The organism is Acidocella sp., assembly GCF_035535915.1.
Taxonomy (GTDB): Bacteria; Pseudomonadota; Alphaproteobacteria; order Acetobacterales; family Acetobacteraceae; genus Acidocella.
This window is the reverse complement of record NZ_DATLPB010000006.1, coordinates 1-16,009: the sequence shown is the minus strand read 5'-3', so window position 1 is coordinate 16,009 and position 16,009 is coordinate 1. Positions and strand designations below refer to the sequence as shown.

General features: G+C 63.8%; 14 protein-coding genes. 5 read left to right on the top strand and 9 right to left on the bottom strand.

Annotation, left to right across the window (positions count from 1 at the left end):
• Nucleotides 1-188: 188 nt before the first annotated feature.
• Nucleotides 189-1,811 carry an ABC-F family ATP-binding cassette domain-containing protein gene (locus VNC39_RS00750; protein ID WP_325395196.1) on the top strand — a complete coding sequence of 541 codons (1,623 nt, stop codon included), beginning with the start codon at nucleotides 189-191 and terminating at the stop codon, nucleotides 1,809-1,811.
• 130 nt (nucleotides 1,812-1,941) lie between these two features.
• Here VNC39_RS00750 and ureG read toward each other — a convergent pair whose 3' ends face one another.
• From ureG to VNC39_RS00715, 7 genes are read right to left on the bottom strand one after another with little or no spacing between them, the layout of a single operon-like run.
• Nucleotides 1,942-2,568 (bottom strand): urease accessory protein UreG, encoded by a 627-nt coding sequence (gene ureG, locus VNC39_RS00745; protein ID WP_325395194.1) that lies wholly within the window; start codon nucleotides 2,566-2,568, stop codon nucleotides 1,942-1,944.
• Nucleotides 2,565-3,197 carry an urease accessory protein UreF gene (locus VNC39_RS00740; protein WP_325395192.1) on the bottom strand — a complete coding sequence of 211 codons (633 nt, stop codon included), beginning with the start codon at nucleotides 3,195-3,197 and terminating at the stop codon, nucleotides 2,565-2,567. The genes ureG and VNC39_RS00740 overlap by 4 nt, the downstream gene beginning before the upstream one ends.
• Nucleotides 3,190-3,621, bottom strand: a complete 432-nt coding sequence (locus tag VNC39_RS00735) for an urease accessory protein UreE (protein ID WP_325395190.1) — start codon at nucleotides 3,619-3,621, stop codon at nucleotides 3,190-3,192. The genes VNC39_RS00740 and VNC39_RS00735 overlap by 8 nt, the downstream gene beginning before the upstream one ends.
• Nucleotides 3,621-5,327 carry an urease subunit alpha gene (gene ureC / locus VNC39_RS00730; RefSeq protein ID WP_325395188.1) on the bottom strand — a complete coding sequence of 569 codons (1,707 nt, stop codon included), beginning with the start codon at nucleotides 5,325-5,327 and terminating at the stop codon, nucleotides 3,621-3,623. Before ureC ends, VNC39_RS00735 begins: the two co-directional genes overlap by 1 nt.
• Nucleotides 5,327-5,635 (bottom strand): urease subunit beta, encoded by a 309-nt coding sequence (locus VNC39_RS00725; protein ID WP_325395186.1) that lies wholly within the window; start codon nucleotides 5,633-5,635, stop codon nucleotides 5,327-5,329. Before VNC39_RS00725 ends, ureC begins: the two co-directional genes overlap by 1 nt.
• Nucleotides 5,632-5,934 (bottom strand): urease subunit gamma, encoded by a 303-nt coding sequence (locus VNC39_RS00720; RefSeq protein WP_325395184.1) that lies wholly within the window; start codon nucleotides 5,932-5,934, stop codon nucleotides 5,632-5,634. The genes VNC39_RS00725 and VNC39_RS00720 overlap by 4 nt, the downstream gene beginning before the upstream one ends.
• A 23-nt stretch (nucleotides 5,935-5,957) precedes the next feature.
• On the bottom strand, nucleotides 5,958-6,803 hold the full coding sequence (locus tag VNC39_RS00715) for an urease accessory protein UreD (RefSeq protein ID WP_325395182.1): 846 nt from the start codon (nucleotides 6,801-6,803) through the stop codon (nucleotides 5,958-5,960).
• A 231-nt stretch (nucleotides 6,804-7,034) separates the two neighbouring features.
• Here VNC39_RS00715 and VNC39_RS00710 point away from each other — a divergent pair, with 231 nt between their 5' ends.
• Both VNC39_RS00710 and VNC39_RS00705 read left to right on the top strand, forming a co-directional pair.
• Entirely contained in the window at nucleotides 7,035-8,708 is a 1,674-nt protein-coding gene (locus tag VNC39_RS00710; RefSeq protein WP_325395180.1) for a purine-cytosine permease family protein, read from the top strand.
• Nucleotides 8,709-8,773: 65 nt separating this feature from the next.
• Nucleotides 8,774-9,802, top strand: a complete 1,029-nt coding sequence (locus VNC39_RS00705; RefSeq protein WP_325395178.1) for an aliphatic amidase — start codon at nucleotides 8,774-8,776, stop codon at nucleotides 9,800-9,802.
• 147 nt (nucleotides 9,803-9,949) lie between these two features.
• On the opposite strand, the gene VNC39_RS00700 is transcribed toward VNC39_RS00705, so the two are convergent.
• On the bottom strand, nucleotides 9,950-10,279 hold the full coding sequence (locus tag VNC39_RS00700; RefSeq protein ID WP_325395176.1) for an FmdB family zinc ribbon protein: 330 nt from the start codon (nucleotides 10,277-10,279) through the stop codon (nucleotides 9,950-9,952).
• Between the two features lie 8 nt (nucleotides 10,280-10,287).
• Nucleotides 10,288-11,520 carry a formamidase gene (gene fmdA, locus VNC39_RS00695; protein ID WP_325395174.1) on the bottom strand — a complete coding sequence of 411 codons (1,233 nt, stop codon included), beginning with the start codon at nucleotides 11,518-11,520 and terminating at the stop codon, nucleotides 10,288-10,290.
• A gap of 219 nt (nucleotides 11,521-11,739) precedes the next feature.
• Between fmdA and VNC39_RS00690 the strand changes: the two genes are divergently transcribed.
• Both VNC39_RS00690 and VNC39_RS00685 read left to right on the top strand, forming a co-directional pair.
• Nucleotides 11,740-15,123: an ATP-binding protein gene (locus VNC39_RS00690; protein WP_325395172.1), complete on the top strand. Its 3,384-nt coding sequence runs from the start codon at nucleotides 11,740-11,742 to the stop codon at nucleotides 15,121-15,123.
• A gap of 4 nt (nucleotides 15,124-15,127) precedes the next feature.
• A partial coding sequence (locus tag VNC39_RS00685) for a DNA-binding response regulator (protein ID WP_325395170.1) occupies nucleotides 15,128-16,009 on the top strand: 882 nt, incomplete at its 3' end.

The window sequence follows — 16,009 nt, the reverse complement described above, 5'->3', positions numbered from 1 at the left end:
GTCAAAGCCGCCGGGAACCATCGAGTGGGAGTGAGAGGGGAGCGGCGACCGGCAGCAAGGCTGCCGGTCAAATCGATCCGTCGCTAGCGGCAGCGTAGCGCGACGATCGATTTGAGCCGCGAACGCCGCGAGCCTAAAGCGAGCGGCGACGAAAACACCGAAACAAACTCTTCCATCAGCACAGCCCCATGATCCGCCTCGACAACATCAGCAAGCAGAATGGCCACCAGCTTCTGTTCATCGACGCCTCGATGGGCATCCAAAAAGGCGAAAAGGTCGGCCTTGTCGGACCCAATGGCGCCGGCAAGTCGACGCTTTTCCGCATGATCGCAGGCCAGGACCAGCCCGATGATGGCCAGGTGACGATCGAGACCGGCATGACGATCGGCTATTTCAGCCAGGATGTCGGCGAAATGTCGGGCCAAAGCGCCGTCGCGGCGGTGATGGACGGCGTGGGCCCGGCCAGCGCGCTGGCCGCTGAAATGGCCCAGCTCGAGGCCGCGATGGTCGATCCGGACCGGGCCGCGGACATGGATGCCCTGGTGGAGCGTTACGGCGACGTGCAGCACCGCTTCGAGGAACTGGATGGCTATGCCCTGGATGCCCGGGCGCGCGAGGTGCTCGCTGGCCTGAGCTTCAGCCAGGAGCGGATGGACAGCGATGTCGGCCTGCTTTCCGGCGGCTGGAAGATGCGCGTGGCGCTCGCCCGCATCCTGGTGATGCAGCCCGATGGCATGTTGCTGGACGAGCCCAGCAACCATCTCGACCTCGAAAGCCTGATCTGGCTGGAACAGTTTCTCGCCAACTATGACGGCGCGCTGCTGATGACCTCGCACGACCGCGAATTCATGAACCGCGTGATCAACAAGGTGATCGAAATTGACGCCGGCAACCTCACCAGCTTCTCCGGCGATTATGAATTCTACGCCCGCCAGAGCGCGCTGAACGAAAAGCAACAGCAGGCGCAGTTCGAACGCCAACAGGCGATGCTGGCCAAGGAACTCGCCTTCATCGAGCGCTTCAAGGCCCGAGCCTCTCATGCGGCGCAGGTGCAGAGCCGGGTGAAGAAGCTGGACAAGATCGACCGCGTGGAGCCGCCCAAGCGCCGCCAGACCATCGAATTCGAGTTCCGCCCGGCCCCGCGCTCAGGGGACGATGTGGCGAATCTACGCGGCGTTTCCAAGCGTTATGGCACGAAGGTGATCTATGACGGGCTGGACCTGCTGATCCGCCGCAAGGAACGCTGCTGCGTGCTGGGCGTGAACGGCGCGGGTAAGTCCACGTTGCTGAAGCTGGTGACGGGCACCACAGCGCCGGATGCCGGCACGGTAACACTCGGCGGCAGCGTGAAAATGGGCTATTTCGCACAGCACGCCATGGATCTGCTGGACGGCGACGCCACGGTGTTCGAGACGCTCGACGCCACTTTCCCGCATGCGGGCCAGGGCGTGCTGCGCACGCTGGCCGGCGCGTTCGGCTTTTCGGGCGACGAGGTGGAGAAGCGCTGCCGTGTGCTCTCCGGCGGCGAGAAAGCGCGCCTAGTGATGGCGCTGATGCTCTTCGACCCGCCGAATTTCCTGGTCCTTGACGAGCCGACCAACCATCTCGACCTGGCGACGAAGGAAATGCTCATCACCGCGCTCTCAGCCTATGAAGGCACGATGCTGTTCGTCTCCCACGACCGGCATTTTCTCTCCGTGCTCTCTAACCGCGTGTTGGAACTCACCCCGGATGGGCTTCACGACTATGATGGCGGCTACACGGAATATGTCGCCCGTACCGGGCAGGAAGCGCCGGGGCTGCATAGCTAAGTGAAGGCAAGAAAAGCGCTACTTTTTGTGAACAAAAAGTAGCAAAAAAACTTTGTTATGCTGGGTCAGGGGCTGTACCGCCGCCAACGCCCATGGCCCAGCGTAAATAAAAGTTTTTGCGCCGCTTTTTTCAAAAAGCGGCTGCTTCCTTTAGTCCTCCGGCCTTGGCGATAAACGCGGCGATCTCCTGCGTGCCTTGCCCCGCCTTCACGTTGGCGAAAATGAACGGCCGGTCGCCGCGCATGCGTTTGGCGTCCCGGTCCATCACCTCCAGGCTGGCGCCGACCAGCGGGGCGAGGTCGATTTTGTTGATCACCAGAAGATCGCTCTTGGTGATGCCAGGGCCGCCCTTGCGGGGGATTTTGTCGCCGGCCGACACGTCGATGACGTAGATGGTGATGTCCGCGAGTTCGGGTGAGAAGGTCGCGGCCAGATTGTCGCCGCCGCTTTCGATCAGCAGCAGCTCCAGGCCGGGAAATTTTTTGCACAATTGCGCGACGCCGGCGAGGTTGATGCTGGCATCCTCGCGGATGGCGGTGTGCGGGCAACCGCCGGTTTCGATGCCGAGAATCCGCTCCGGCGGCAGCGAGCCGGCGCGGGTGAGGAATTCGGCATCCTCTTTGGTGTAGATGTCGTTGGTGATCGCCGCGATCTCGAGTTTGTCGCGGAAGATTTTGCAGAGCGCGTCCATCAGCGCGGTTTTGCCGGTGCCGACAGGGCCGCCGACGCCGACGCGCAAAGGTCCGTTGTGACTCATGAGCGGAATAACCTCGTATATTGTGTTTCGTGTCGCATGGCGGCGATGTCGGACACCCAGCAGGCGCCGCCCAGATCATCCGGGCCGGAAGTGGCGCTGGCTTGCGCAACGTCCAGGAGGGTCGGCTCCAGGGCGGCCTGGACCCGCAAGCCCGCCGTCTGGCCGAGCGGGATGAGGCGGATGGCGGCGGAGACCATGTTGGCGCTGGCGGCGTGCAGGAAGGCGAGCGCGGTGTCGTCTTCCGCCACGCCATGCGCGGCGGCGAGTTGCCCCACCGCGACGGCATAGGGCAGGGGCTCCTCGTTCCAGTCCGGGCCGGGCCAGGGTGCGGCGGCGAGCGCGAAGGCCGCGCCCTGTGCGCTGCTCTCCAGCCGCCGCTCCGCCGTGGCGCACAGTGCCATGCCCAGCGCCGCCACATCCTCGCCGCGATGCGCGAGGCGGAGCAGAATCACATCGGACCATAGCGCGCCGAGGCGCAGCGTGTCGTCCATCCAGGCGCTTAGGCTTGCCTCGTCATGCACATGGCCGGCTTCCACCGCCCATTCCAGCCCGTGCGAATAAGCGAAGCCGCCGGTGGGAAAGGCGGGCGAGAGCCAGGTGAGCAGGCGCAGGAGTGGCAGATCAGCCATGATAGGCGCCGGGCTCCGGATCGAACGGCGCGGTGATTGGCGCCGCGGTGCCGCCGAGGCCGCGCACCATGTCGGCGATCACGTGATCGTCGAGAATGCGTATGGCGCCGGGCAGGAACTGTGCCGAGAGGTGCCGGTTGCCGAGATGCCAGGCGAGGCGGATCAAAAGATCCGGGGCGGGGGCGGAGATTTCCAGCAGCTGTTCGGGCGCGGCGTGAACCGCCACCAGCGCGCCATCTTCCAGGAGCAGCGCGTCGCCGTCGCGGATATGGATTGCCTCAGGCAGGTCCAGCAGAATTTCCGTGCCCTGATCTGTGCTGAAGCGCAGGCGGCGGCGATAGCGCCGGTCGAAATCCAGCGTCACCGAAAGCGCAGCCGTGCCCGACCACGCACCGGAAGGGAGAATTTTCCGCGCGCGGCGCATCAGAACAGGAAATAACGCTGCGCCATCGGCAGAATTTCCGCCGGTTCGCACACCAGAAGCGCGCCGTCGGCACGCACTTCATAGGTTTCCGGGTCGACCTCGATATGCGGCGTGGCATCGTTATGGATCATGGATTTTTTCGAGATCCGGCTGCGCGTGTTGCTGACCGCGACCAGCGGGCGCGTGAGGCCGAGGGATTTGCCGAGATCGGCATCGAGCGCCGCGCCAGAGACGAACAGCAGGGATGATTCCACCAGCGCCCGCCCATAGGCGCCGAACATCGGCCGGTAATGCACCGGCTGCGGCGTGGGGATGGAGGCGTTGGCATCGCCCATCGCCGCCATGGCGATCGAGCCTGATTTCAGCACCATGTCCGGCTTGACGCCGAAAAAGGCGGGCGACCACAGCACCAGGTCCGCGAGCTTGCCTTCCTCGACCGAGCCGATATGCGTGGCCATGCCCTGCGCGATGGCGGGGTTGATCGTGTATTTGGCGATGTAGCGTTTCACCCGGTTGTTGTCGGCACGCCCGTCGCCGGGGAGGGCCCCGCGCTGCACTTTCATTTTATGCGCGGTCTGCCAGCAACGAATGATCACCTCGCCGACGCGGCCCATCGCCTGGCTGTCGGAAGAGATCATCGAAAGCGCGCCGAGATCGTGCAGAATGTCTTCGGCGGCGATGGTTTCCTTGCGGATGCGGCTTTCGGCGAAGGCGATGTCTTCGGGAATCGACGCGTCCAGATGGTGGCACACCATCAGCATGTCGAGATGCTCGTCCAGCGTGTTCACCGTATAGGGCCGCGTGGGGTTGGTGGAGCTCGGCAGCACGTTAGGCAGCCCGGCAACGCGGATGATGTCCGGAGCGTGGCCGCCGCCGGCGCCCTCGGTATGGAAGGCGTGAATGGTACGGCCCTTGAACGCGGCGATCGTGTCTTCGACAAAGCCGCTTTCGTTCAGCGTGTCGGAATGCAGCATCACCTGCACGTCGAATTGGTCCGCCACGGACAGACAGCAATCGATGGCGGCCGGCGTGGTGCCCCAATCCTCATGCAGTTTTAACGACGACGCGCCGGCACGGATCATTTCCTCGAGCGCGGCGGGGCGGCTGGCATTGCCTTTGCCGGTGAAGGCGAGATTGACCGGAAACGCCTCCGCCGCCTGCAGCATGCGGGCGAGATGGAATGGCCCCGGCGTGCAGGTCGTGGCGGCCGTGCCTGTGGCCGGGCCGGTGCCGCCGCCGACCATGGTGGTGATGCCGGAGGCAAGCGCCTCCTCGATCTGCTGCGGGCAGATGAAATGGATATGCGCGTCGATGCCGCCCGCGGTGAGGATTTTGCCTTCCCCGGCGATGATCTCGGTGCCCGGGCCGATCACGATGTCCACGCCCGGTTGGGTGTCCGGGTTGCCGGCCTTGCCGATCTTGCGCACCCGGCCGCCGGAAATGCCGATATCGGCCTTCACGATGCCCCAATGGTCGACGATCAGCGCGTTGGTGATCACCGTGTCCATCGCGCCTTCCGCGTTGGTGCGCTGCGATTGGCCCATGCCGTCGCGGATCACCTTGCCGCCGCCGAATTTTACTTCCTCGCCGTACAGCGTGAAATCCCGCTCGACCTCGATGAACAGCTCGGTGTCGGCGAGGCGCACGCGGTCGCCCACCGTGGGGCCGAACATATGCGCATAAGCGTGGCGGGTGATGGTCGCCATTAGTTTGCCTCCCCCATGGTCAGGCCGCGAAACCCGATGATGCGGCGCAAGCCGCGCAGCGGGACCAGAGTGACCTCGCGGCTCTGCCCGGGCTCGAAGCGGATCGCCGTGCCGGCCGCGATGTCCAGCCTTTTTCCGTGTGCCTTGTCGCGGTCGAACGCGAGCGCCGCGTTGGTTTCGGCGAAATGATAATGGCTGCCGACCTGGATCGGCCGGTCGCCGGTATTGGCGACCGTCAGCCTCAAACGCGGCAGGCCCGCATTCAGCTCGATCTCGCCGTCATCGGTCAGAATCTCGCCGGGGATCATCGGATCGGCTCATGCACGGTGACGAGCTTGGTGCCGTCAGGAAAGGTCGCCTCGACCTGCACGTCATGGATCATCTCGGGCACTCCCGCCATCACCTGGTCGCGGGTGAGCACATGCGCGCCTGCAGCCATCAGCTCGGCCACGCGCTTGCCGTCGCGCGCACCTTCGACGACGAAGTCGCTGATCAGCGCGATCGCTTCCGGGAGATTGAGCTTGACGCCACGCTCCAACCGGCGGCGCGCTACCATCGCGGCCATGGCGATCAGTAATTTGTCCTTCTCGCGCGGCGTCAGATTCATGCTTGGTCCTGTCCCATTTCTGTCTATCCCTGCCAGACACGCGGTAATTTGCGGCGCTCCCGGCATGCTTCCAGCGCCGAGATCAGGCATTGTCGCAACGAAGCGCCGTCCGGTGCAAGTAGGCGGGCGAAAATCATGTTGTCGAAGGCGGAGGCCCCGGCGACAATGCCGGGTGCTGCGTTGAGCACGGCGCGCAACGAATCGAGCTTGTGCGCGGCTTCGGGCCCGGCGATGATCAGCCCGGCGACGGCGCGCGCGCCATCGGCCACCGTGCGGCGCTGCAATTGCGCGGCGATCCCGCCCTCCAGCCGTGTGGCGTCCTGAAACACCAGGCGTCCATCATGGCGGAGGCGAATCCGGTCGCGCAGGGAACCGGACTGAACAATCTCGCCCATGGCCTGCCGGCCGAACAGCAACGTCTCCACACCGACAAATTCCGCATCGCCCTGCAGATCGATGTCCAATTCACGGTCGAGCGCGAAGCGGTCGAACAGGATCGTTTCCTGCGGCAGGTAATCCAGCCGGGCGCCTTCCTGAACAATGAGCCTGGTGCGGATCCGCGCGGCGGGACCCGGCGTGCGGTAAATCCGTTCCGCCGCTTGCGAGGCCAGGGCCAGTTGCGCCCCCGGTGCCAAGGTCACCATGGTGTCCAGCGCATCGCCCCCGGCCACGCCGCCGGAAATGTTCAGCGTCACTGCTTCGCAGAGCGTGGGATCCTGGGGGCGGGGCAGGCGGGCCTTGAGCGCGCCCTGCTGAAACAGCGTGTCAATTTTTGTCACGGCGCCGAGGCGCTTGAAGCCCAGGATCAGTTCGCCTTGCGCGCGTTGCGCCGGTGTTTCCCTGGTCGTCAGCGGAGGACCGAAATTCATGAAGCGACCATACAAGAAAACATGGCAGCGGCAAATTTCCCGGGAGCCTTCACGCCGGGGGCATGCGCCGAAAATGCGCGGATTTTCCATACGCGAAATGACGCATAGGCACCGGACAAATGCCCATACGCACCGCGTGCGGCTTATGGCTTCATGACAGGCACGAAGGAATGCCAGTTCAGGCCACGGAAACCGCAATGGCGCGCAGGCGCCGCCCTAAGGAGGTTGTGTATGTCGACAACAGTGAACGACCGCGCCGGCGCCGGCGCTTCGCGACGAAAATTCAACAAGCTCGTTTCGAACCCGGTTTTTGAGGACTACTCGCTGCGCTACGCGCCCAAGAGCTTTCGAAACTGGTCGCAATATGCCGTGTTCTCGGCGGCACTCGGTGGCATCGCCTATCTCGCTGACCAGGCGATCGGCGGCTCCCTGGCCGTGCAGTTCGGCTTCGAGAATGCGTTCTACGGCATTCTTGCCGCCGCAACCATCATCTTTCTCACCGGAATTCCCATCGCCTATTATTGCGCGAAATATAATGTCGACGTCGATCTGCTGACGCGCGGCGCCGGTTTCGGCTATCTCGGCTCGACCATCACGTCGGTCATTTACGCCTCGTTCACCTTCATCTTCTTCGCGCTTGAAGGCTCGATCATGGCGCAGGCCTTCAATCTGTATTTCGGCATTCCGCTGCCGATCGGCTACGCCATCGGTTCGCTGATGATCATTCCCCTGGTCGCGTTCGGCATGACGCTGCTCTCGAAGCTGCAGGTCTGGACGCAGCCGATCTGGCTCACCTTGCTGTTCGCACCGCCGATCGCGGTATTGGCGACCGACCCGCACGCGATTTCCGACTGGACGCATTTCGCGGGGTCCTCCTCCAGCGGTTCCTCCTTCAACCCGCTGCTGTTCGGCTCCGCAGCCGGCATCGCGTTGTCGTTGATCGCGCAGATCGGCGAGCAGGCGGACTATCTGCGCTTCATGCCGGACAAGACCAAAAAAAGCTCGTTGGGCTGGTGGCTGGCCGTGCTCGGCGCCGGGCCGGGCTGGGTGATTTTGGGGGCGACGAAGCAGCTGATGGGCTCGTTCTTCGCGTCGCTTGCCTTCACCCACGGCACGCCGCTGGCGAAAGCCAACGAGCCGATCCAGATGTATCATACCGGCTTCACCTACATACTGGGCGGCGGCATGGCCGCGGTATCGGTCGCGACGTTCTTCGTGATTCTCTCGCAGATCAAGATCAACGTGACCAACGCCTATTCGGGCTCGCTCTCCTGGTCGAATTTCTTCTCCCGTCTTCTGCACGCGCATCCCGGCCGCGTGGTCTACATCTTCTTCAATGTCGGCATTTCGCTGACCTTGATGGAACTGAACATGTTCTCCGTGCTGGGCCATATTCTCGGCTTCTATTCCAACGTCGCCGTGGCCTGGATCGGTGCCGTGACCGCGGATCTCGTCATCAACAAGCCGCTGCTCAAGCTCAGCCCCTCTTATGTCGAGTTCAAGCGCGCGCACCTTTATAATTTCAACCCGGTCGGCTTCGGCTCGATGATGGTGGCTTCCCTCATCTCGGTGCTCGCTTTCTTCGGCTTGTTCGGCGCCTATGCGGCGGCCTATTCCGCCTTCATCGCGCTCGGCGTGTCGTTCGTGCTGTCGCCGATCGTCGCCATCATCACCAAGGGCAAATACTACATCGCCCGCGATCCGGCGTATCATGCCGGCGTTCAGCACAGCGCGATGACCTGCGTATCCTGCGGCTTCGAATACGAGACGCATGACATGGCGGGCTGCCCCTTCCATAAAGGCAGTATCTGCTCGCTTTGCTGCTCGCTGGATTCCGCCTGCCATGATGAGTGCAAGAAGCCGCACGCTTCGCCCGTGCTCAGCTACGGTACGCCGACGGTCTGATCTTTTCATCGCCGGAGACCTTGTGTCTCCGGCGTTCTTCAACAGGTTATTTTCAGGAGTGAATAATGCTGCACGGAGATATTTCCTCCAGCCATGACACGGTCGGCGTCGCCGTCGTGAATTATAAGATGCCGCGTCTGCATAACCGCGCCGAAGTGCTCGCCAATGCGCGGAAAATCGCCGAGATGCTGAAAGGCATGAAGCAGGGCCTTCCGGGGATGGATCTTGTGGTCTTCCCCGAATATTCCACGCACGGCATCATGTATGACCGTGACGAGATGATGGAGACCGCCTCCGTCATTCCCGGCGAAGAGACGGAGATTTTCTCCGCCGCCTGCCGCGAGGCCAAAGTGTGGGGCGTGTTTTCTCTCACCGGCGAGCGGCACGAGGAACATCCGCATAAGGTGCCCTACAACACGCTGGTGCTGATCAACGACAAAGGCGAGATCGTCCAGAAATACCGGAAAATCCTCCCCTGGGTGCCGGTTGAAGGTTGGTATCCCGGCGGCTGCACGTACGTTTCCGAAGGCCCCAAGGGCATGAAGATCAGCCTGATCATTTGCGATGACGGCAACTACCCGGAAATCTGGCGCGACTGCGCGATGAAGGGCGCGGAGCTGATCGTGCGTTGCCAGGGCTACATGTACCCGGCCAAGGACCAGCAGGTGATCATGGCGAAATCCATGGCCTGGGCCAACAATGTCTATGTCGCGGTGGCGAACGCCGCCGGGTTCGACGGCGTGTATTCCTATTTCGGCCATTCCGCGATCATCGGCTTCGACGGCCGCACGATGGGCGAATGCGGCGAGGAGGAATACGGCATCCAATACGCGGCACTGTCGAAATCCTTGATTCGCGATGCGCGCCGCAACATGCAGTCGCAGAATCATCTCTTCAAGCTGCTGCATCGCGGCTATACGGGCATGATCAATTCGCGCGAAAATCTGCCCGGCCTCGCCGTCTGCCCGTTCGATTTCTACAAGGAATGGGTGACCGACCCGGAAGGGACGCGCGCGAAGGTCGAAGCCATCACCCGTGGCAGCGTCGGCACGGCGGAATGCCCGATCGAGGGTCTGCCATACGCGGCTGAATGATAGAAAGTAAGCGCTACTTTTTGTGAACAAAAAGTAGCAAAAAAACTTTATGACTCTGGGCCACGGGCTTTGTCGCCGACAACGCCCATGGCCCAGCATAAAAAAAATTTTTGCGCCGCTTTTTTTAAAAAGCGGCTGCTTGCTTTCTTAGTGACTGATCATCCAAGGCCTGGTGCCCGGAAAGCTTTTCGCGGCCTCGGGCTTTGCCTTGCTCCGGCGCGGCGTGCTGCAGCAGCCGCAGCCGGGCGGGTGGCGCCCGGTGCGTGCGCTGGTTTCCGGCGCATGCGCGTTCTTTTCGTTGATCGCATGGGCCTTGAAGCGGTTTGAGCCGCGGGCGGAAAAATGGGGAACCGAGAGCAAAGCTCTCGGTGCCCCGGCGCCGCACTCCGGGCAGGCGGCGTCGTCGGCATAATTTTCCATCGGCGTCATTTCCGTGAACGGGCCGCAGCGCGCGCAGAGATAATCGTAGATCGGCATGGCGTTCCTTACAGGTCCGGCGAGAGCGGCATGTCGACCCCGTTCATGTTGAAGGGTTTCGGCCCGTCCGCTCCGGGGTTGATATCGAATTCGAAGATTTCCGTGGGCAGATACAGCGTGGCGCAGGCGTTCGGCACGTCGACGATGCCCGAAAGATGCCCCTGCACCGGCGCGGTGCCGAGGATCGAATAGGCCTGGGCGCCGGAATAGCCGAATTTCTTGAGGTAGTTGATCGCGTTCAGGCAGGCCTGCTGATAGGCTGTGAACATGTCCAGATAATGCTGCGTGCCGGAATCGTCGACGGAGATGCCTTCGAAAATCAGATAGTCCTGGTAGTTGGGTTTGATCGGGCTGGGTTTGAAAATCGGGTTTTTGATGCCGTATTTCGCCATGCCGCCCTTGATGAGCGAATGGATGCCGAGATGGATGAAGCCCGGCATCTCGATGGCGCCGCAAAAGGTGATCTCGCCGTCGCCCTGGCTGAAATGGAGGTCGCCCACCGACAGCCCGGCGCCCTTCACGTAAACCGGGAAATACACCCGCGCGCCGCGCGAGAGATCCTTGATGTCGCAATTGCCGCCATGTTCGCGCGGCGGCACGGTGCGCGCGCCGGTCGCGGCGGCGTCATTGCGGGCTTCGCCCGCCATGCGGCCCATATGCGCGGTGGCGGCGAAAGGCGGGTTGGCCAGGCCCGGGACGCGGGTCGGGTTGGTGGCGATCAGCGCCGCCTCGCGGCGGTTCCAATCGCTGAGCATTTTCGCGTCCGGCAGGCAGCCGATCAGCCCGGGATGGATCAGCCCGGCAAAGCTCACCCCCGGAATATGCCGGGAGGAGGTGAACATGCCCTTGATGTCCCAGATCGATTTCTGCGCCGCGGGAAAATAATCGGTGAGGAACCCGCCGCCGTTATTTTTCGAGAAAAAGCCGTTGAAACCCCATTCGTTGCCCGGCAGCACGCCGATATCGAGGAAATCGACCACCAGCAGGTCGCCCGGCTCGGCGCCTTCGACCTCGACCGGGCCGGAGAGGTAGTGCACGGTGGACAGATCCACGTCGCGCACATCGTCGGCGCTGTCGTTGTTTTTGATGAACCCGCCGGTCCAGTCATAGCACTGGAGAATGAAATCATCGCCCGGCTTCACCTTCGCCACCATGGGGATGTCGGGATGCCACCGGTTGTGGATCATATCGTTTTCCAACGGCGATTTCGATAGATCGACCTTGATCAGAGTCTCTGTCACGAACGGACCTCCAACAGCCAAAGGTTGCTAACATCTGCCCGCCTTGCCCGCGCGGGGCGGGGGCATCCGAACCAGGGTGGGAAATCCGGCCAGCCGGCGGAATACGGCGGATTGCGTATTCCCTTGCGCGGTTTGCCGGTTCAGGGGTGGCAAATATCGGCAAATCGGTTAATTTCGAGGCGTTCAGGGATGTGACGCCTCGAGAAAATGCGGGGTGGAATGGCATTACAGCAACGGGTGCTCGCGGTCCGGCGCTCGTATAATCAGCTTGTGGCCAACGAGACGATGGAGGATTACGCGCTGCGCTATACGGCGGCGGGCGCACGCAAATTCTCGACCGCGCGCATCGTCCATACCGCGTTCGGTGCCACCTCGTTCCTGGCGCTGGAGGCGATCGGCGGCTCCATGACCTTGCAATACGGCACGGTCAACGCGGTCTGCGCGATCGTCGCGGTCGGTCTGCTCATCGCCTTGGTTTCGGCGCCGATCGCTTATTTCGCGGTCCGGCATGGGGTGGATATCGACCTGCTCACCCGCGCCGCCGGTTTCGGCTATATCGGCTCCACGGTCACCTCGCTGATCTATGCCACCTTCACCTTCATCTTCTTCGCCATCGAGGCGACGATTTTCGCCGGCATGCTGCATGCGGTGTTTGGCCTGCCGCTGTGGCTCGGCTATATTTGCAGTGCCCTCGCGGTCATCCCGCTGGTCGCTTATGGCGTGACCTTCATCAGCCGCTTCCAGAGGTGGACGCAGCCGCTCTGGCTGTTCCTGAATTTTTTGCCCATCCTGTTTCTGCTGCTGCATCCGGGCCTGTTGCACGGGTGGCGGCATTATCGGGGGGCTGCCGCGCCGCCCGGGTTTTCCTGGCTCGCCTTCGGCACCTGCGCCTCGGTGCTGTCGGCGCTGATCGCCCAGGTCGGCGAGCAGGTCGATTATCTGCGCTTTCTCAAACCTGCCGCCCCGGGCCGGCGGTTCGGCTGGTGGGCGGCGCTGTTGAGCGCCGGCCCGGGGTGGGTGCTGCCGGGTATGGTGAAAATGCTGGCCGGCTCGGTCTTCACCGTGCTGGCGGTGGAGGCCGGGCTTTCCGCCACCGCGGCGGCGCAGCCCGCCACCATGTATCACGTCGCCTATGGCATGTTCACGAGCCCGGCGCTGGCGGTGCTCGCGATGGCCGCGCTAATCACGGTGGCGCAGACCAAGATCAACGTCACCAACGCCTATGCCGGCTCCATCGCCTGGTCGAATTTCTTCTCGCGTCTCACGCACCGCCATCCGGGGCGGGTGGTCTGGCTCGTGTTCAATGTCGCGATCGCCCTGCTGCTCATGGAGCTCGGCATCTACCGCGCCATCGAGCCGATCCTCACGCTTTATTCCATCCTCGCCTGCGCCTGGGTCGGCGCCATTTGCGCCGATCTGGTGCTGGTGAAAAGCCTGGGCTTCGGCCGCGCGGAGATCGAGTTCAAGCGCGCCCATTTGTACGATATCAACCCGGTCGGCACGGGTGGCATGGCGTGCGCGGTGCTTGTCGGGCTACTCGCGAAAGCCGGCTTCGCGGGGCCGGCGGTGCACGCCTTCGCGCCGTTCCTGGCGCTGTTCGCGGCGTTCATCGCGGTGCCGCTGCTCGCCGCCACCACCAGGGGCCGCTTCTATCTGGCGCGCAAGCCGCGCCGCACCTGGGCGGGGCGGCTTGCGCTGCAATGCGGCGTCTGCGGCAATGAATTCGAAGCGCCGGACGTCGCCTTTTGCCCGGCTTATGCGGCACCGATCTGCTCGCTCTGTTGCACGTTGGAATCGCGCTGCCTCGATGCGTGCAAACCCCATGCCCGCTACAGCGTGCAGTTGACCGCAACCTTGAAAGCCTGCCTGCCGGCCGGCTTCCGCCGGCGGCTCGACCCGCTTTTGCTGCGCTTCATGTTTGTGTTCGGTTTCTCGTTGCTGGCCATCGGTGTCGTTCTGCTCACCGTGTACTGGCAGGCGAACAGCTTCCAGAGTTCCGGCAATGCGCTGGCCGGGGCGCTGTGGCGGGTGTTTTTCTGCCTGATGCTGATCGCCGGCGTATTCGCCTGGTTGCAGGTTCTGGCACGCGATTCCGGCGCCGCCGCCGAGGAGGAGCGCAGCCGGCAGACGCGCCTGCTGCTCGAGGAGATCGACGCGCACCGCAAGACCGATGCCAAGCTGGCCCGCGCGCGCCAGGTCGCCGAGGCCGCCAATCTGGCAAAGACGCGTTTCGTGGTGGGCGTCAGCCATGAGCTGCGCACGCCGTTGAACGCCGTGCTCGGCTATGCCCAGCTTCTGGAGCTCGACCCGTCGGTTCCCGAAGCGCGGCGCGAGGCGATCCGCATCATCCGCCGCAGCGGGGAGCATCTGCATGGCCTCATCGAGGGGCTGATGGATATTTCCAAAATCGAGGCGGGGCGCATCGAAATCGAGCGCAAGGAGATCCGGTTCGCGGATTTCCTCGACCAGATCGCCGGCATGTTCCGGGTGCAGGCGGCGGCCAAAGGCATTCATTTCCGTGTGCAATACCCGCCCAACCTGCCGCCGAGCGTGGTCACCGACGAAACGCGGCTGCGGCAGATTTTGATCAACCTGCTCTCCAACGCGTTGAAATTCACCGAGCATGGCGAGATCGGGTTTCTCGTCCGGTTGCCCGGCGAGGTGATGGAGTTTGAGATCACCGATACCGGGCCCGGCATTGCGCCGGAGCATCTGGAACGGATTTTCGAACCGTTCGAGCGTGCCGCCGCCACGCCGGCCCCGGGCATCGGCCTTGGCCTCACCATCACCAAGCTGCTGGTGGAAATTCTCGGCGGCCGCATCACGGTCGAGAGCAAGCCGGGCGTCGGCAGCATTTTCCGCGTGCAGCTGCGCATTCCCGCCGCGGCGCGGGCGCCGGCGCCGGCGGCGTCACGGCCGATCGTGGGGTATGACGGGCGGCGGCGCACCATTCTCGCGGCCGAGGATAATGCCCTGCATCGCGGGCTGCTGATCGATATGCTCTCGCCGCTCGGCTTCGACCTCGTCATCGCCCCGGACGGGCCAAGCTGCCTGCGCCTGGCCGCCGGGCGCGAGGTCGATTTGTTTCTGCTCGATATTTCCATGCTTTCTTTTGGCGTGCCCCCTTTGGGCAGCGCGGCGCCGGATGGGCTGGAGGTGGCGCGCCAGCTCCGCGCCGGGGCCCACGCCGACACGCCGATCATCATGCTCTCGGCGCATGTGCCGGAGATCAAGAAGCCGAAGGGGGGCACGGTGCCCTATGACATGGCGATGGCCAAGCCGATCGACATGGCCGGGCTGCTCGCCGGCATCGGCCGGCTGTTGGCGCTGACCTGGCGCTACGGGCCGGCCACACAAGCGGCCAAACCGGGCCCGGCCGCCAGCGACGAAGCGGCGCGCACCGCCATCCAGCCTTATCTGGGGCAGTTGCGCGCGGCGGCGCGGATCGGCTTCGTGCGGGAATTGCGGGAGACGCTCGGCCGCGTCGCCGTGGAGGCGCCGGAGGCGGCCGGCCTCGCCGCGTCATTGCTGGACATGACGGCCGCCTTGCAACTGCCGGAGCTTTGCGGGACCCTCGACCGGCTGGCGATGGAAGTGAACTGACACGATGGCGCGTCCCACGATCCTGATCATCGACGACCAGCCGGCCATGTTGAACCTGCTGATCGAGGCGTTCGAGCCGGCGGGCTTCGACGTGCTGGTCGCCTTGCAGGGCGAAATGGCGCTGATGCTGCTCACCCAGGTGACGCCGGATGTGATTCTGCTGGATGCCGTGATGCCGGGCATTGACGGGTTCGAGACCTGCCGGCGTCTCAAGCAGCGCCCCGGCCTGGCCCTGGTGCCGGTGATTTTCATGACCGGCCTCTCGGAGACGGACGACATTGTGCAAGGCTTGCAGGCGGGCGGGGTCGATTACGTGACCAAGCCCGTCGCCCCGACCGAGGTGATCGCGCGGGTCAAGGTGCATCTTGCCAATGCCCGGCTTACCCGCAGCGCGCAGCAGGCGATGGATGCCACCGGCCGCTATCTGCTGGCGGTGGATGATGAAGGCAAAGTGCGCTGGCGCACCACGCAGGCCGCGCGGCTCCTCAGCGGGTTTGCGGCGCCCGAACATCTGCCGCCGGACATCGTCACCTGGCTCAAGGCGCATGTGGCGGGCGCCAAGCCCGTCCCCGAAAGCATCGTTGCGGCGCCCGGCGAGGCCGCGCAGGAGGCGCGGGTGGAATTCTCCTTGGTCGGCGCGCTCGGGCCGGATGAATATCTGCTGCGTCTGGTGGCGCTGAACCAGGACCGGGATCTCGACCGGCTGCACGCGCGCATGAAACTGACCCGCCGGGAGACGGAGGTCCTGCTCTGGCTGGCGCGCGGCAAATCCAACCGCGATATCGGGCAGATCCTCGAGGTGAGCCACCGCACCGTGAACAAGCATCTGGAGCAGATCTACCCCAAGCTCGGCGTGGAGGGGCGCACGGCCGCCGTGGCGCTGGCG

Excerpts from the sequence above, each read along its gene's own strand:
- VNC39_RS00750 (WP_325395196.1), top strand. The coding sequence starts at position 189 with ATGATCCGCCTCGACAACATCAGCAAGCAGAATGGCCACCAGCTTCTG.
- ureG (WP_325395194.1), bottom strand. The coding sequence starts at position 2,568 with ATGAGTCACAACGGACCTTTGCGCGTCGGCGTCGGCGGCCCTGTCGGC.
- VNC39_RS00740 (WP_325395192.1), bottom strand. The coding sequence starts at position 3,197 with ATGGCTGATCTGCCACTCCTGCGCCTGCTCACCTGGCTCTCGCCCGCC.
- VNC39_RS00735 (WP_325395190.1), bottom strand. The coding sequence starts at position 3,621 with ATGCGCCGCGCGCGGAAAATTCTCCCTTCCGGTGCGTGGTCGGGCACG.
- ureC (WP_325395188.1), bottom strand. The coding sequence starts at position 5,327 with ATGGCGACCATCACCCGCCACGCTTATGCGCATATGTTCGGCCCCACG.
- VNC39_RS00725 (WP_325395186.1), bottom strand. The coding sequence starts at position 5,635 with ATGATCCCCGGCGAGATTCTGACCGATGACGGCGAGATCGAGCTGAAT.
- VNC39_RS00720 (WP_325395184.1), bottom strand. The coding sequence starts at position 5,934 with ATGAATCTGACGCCGCGCGAGAAGGACAAATTACTGATCGCCATGGCC.
- VNC39_RS00715 (WP_325395182.1), bottom strand. The coding sequence starts at position 6,803 with ATGAATTTCGGTCCTCCGCTGACGACCAGGGAAACACCGGCGCAACGC.
- VNC39_RS00710 (WP_325395180.1), top strand. The coding sequence starts at position 7,035 with ATGTCGACAACAGTGAACGACCGCGCCGGCGCCGGCGCTTCGCGACGA.
- VNC39_RS00705 (WP_325395178.1), top strand. The coding sequence starts at position 8,774 with ATGCTGCACGGAGATATTTCCTCCAGCCATGACACGGTCGGCGTCGCC.
- VNC39_RS00700 (WP_325395176.1), bottom strand. The coding sequence starts at position 10,279 with ATGCCGATCTACGATTATCTCTGCGCGCGCTGCGGCCCGTTCACGGAA.
- VNC39_RS00690 (WP_325395172.1), top strand. The coding sequence starts at position 11,740 with ATGGCATTACAGCAACGGGTGCTCGCGGTCCGGCGCTCGTATAATCAG.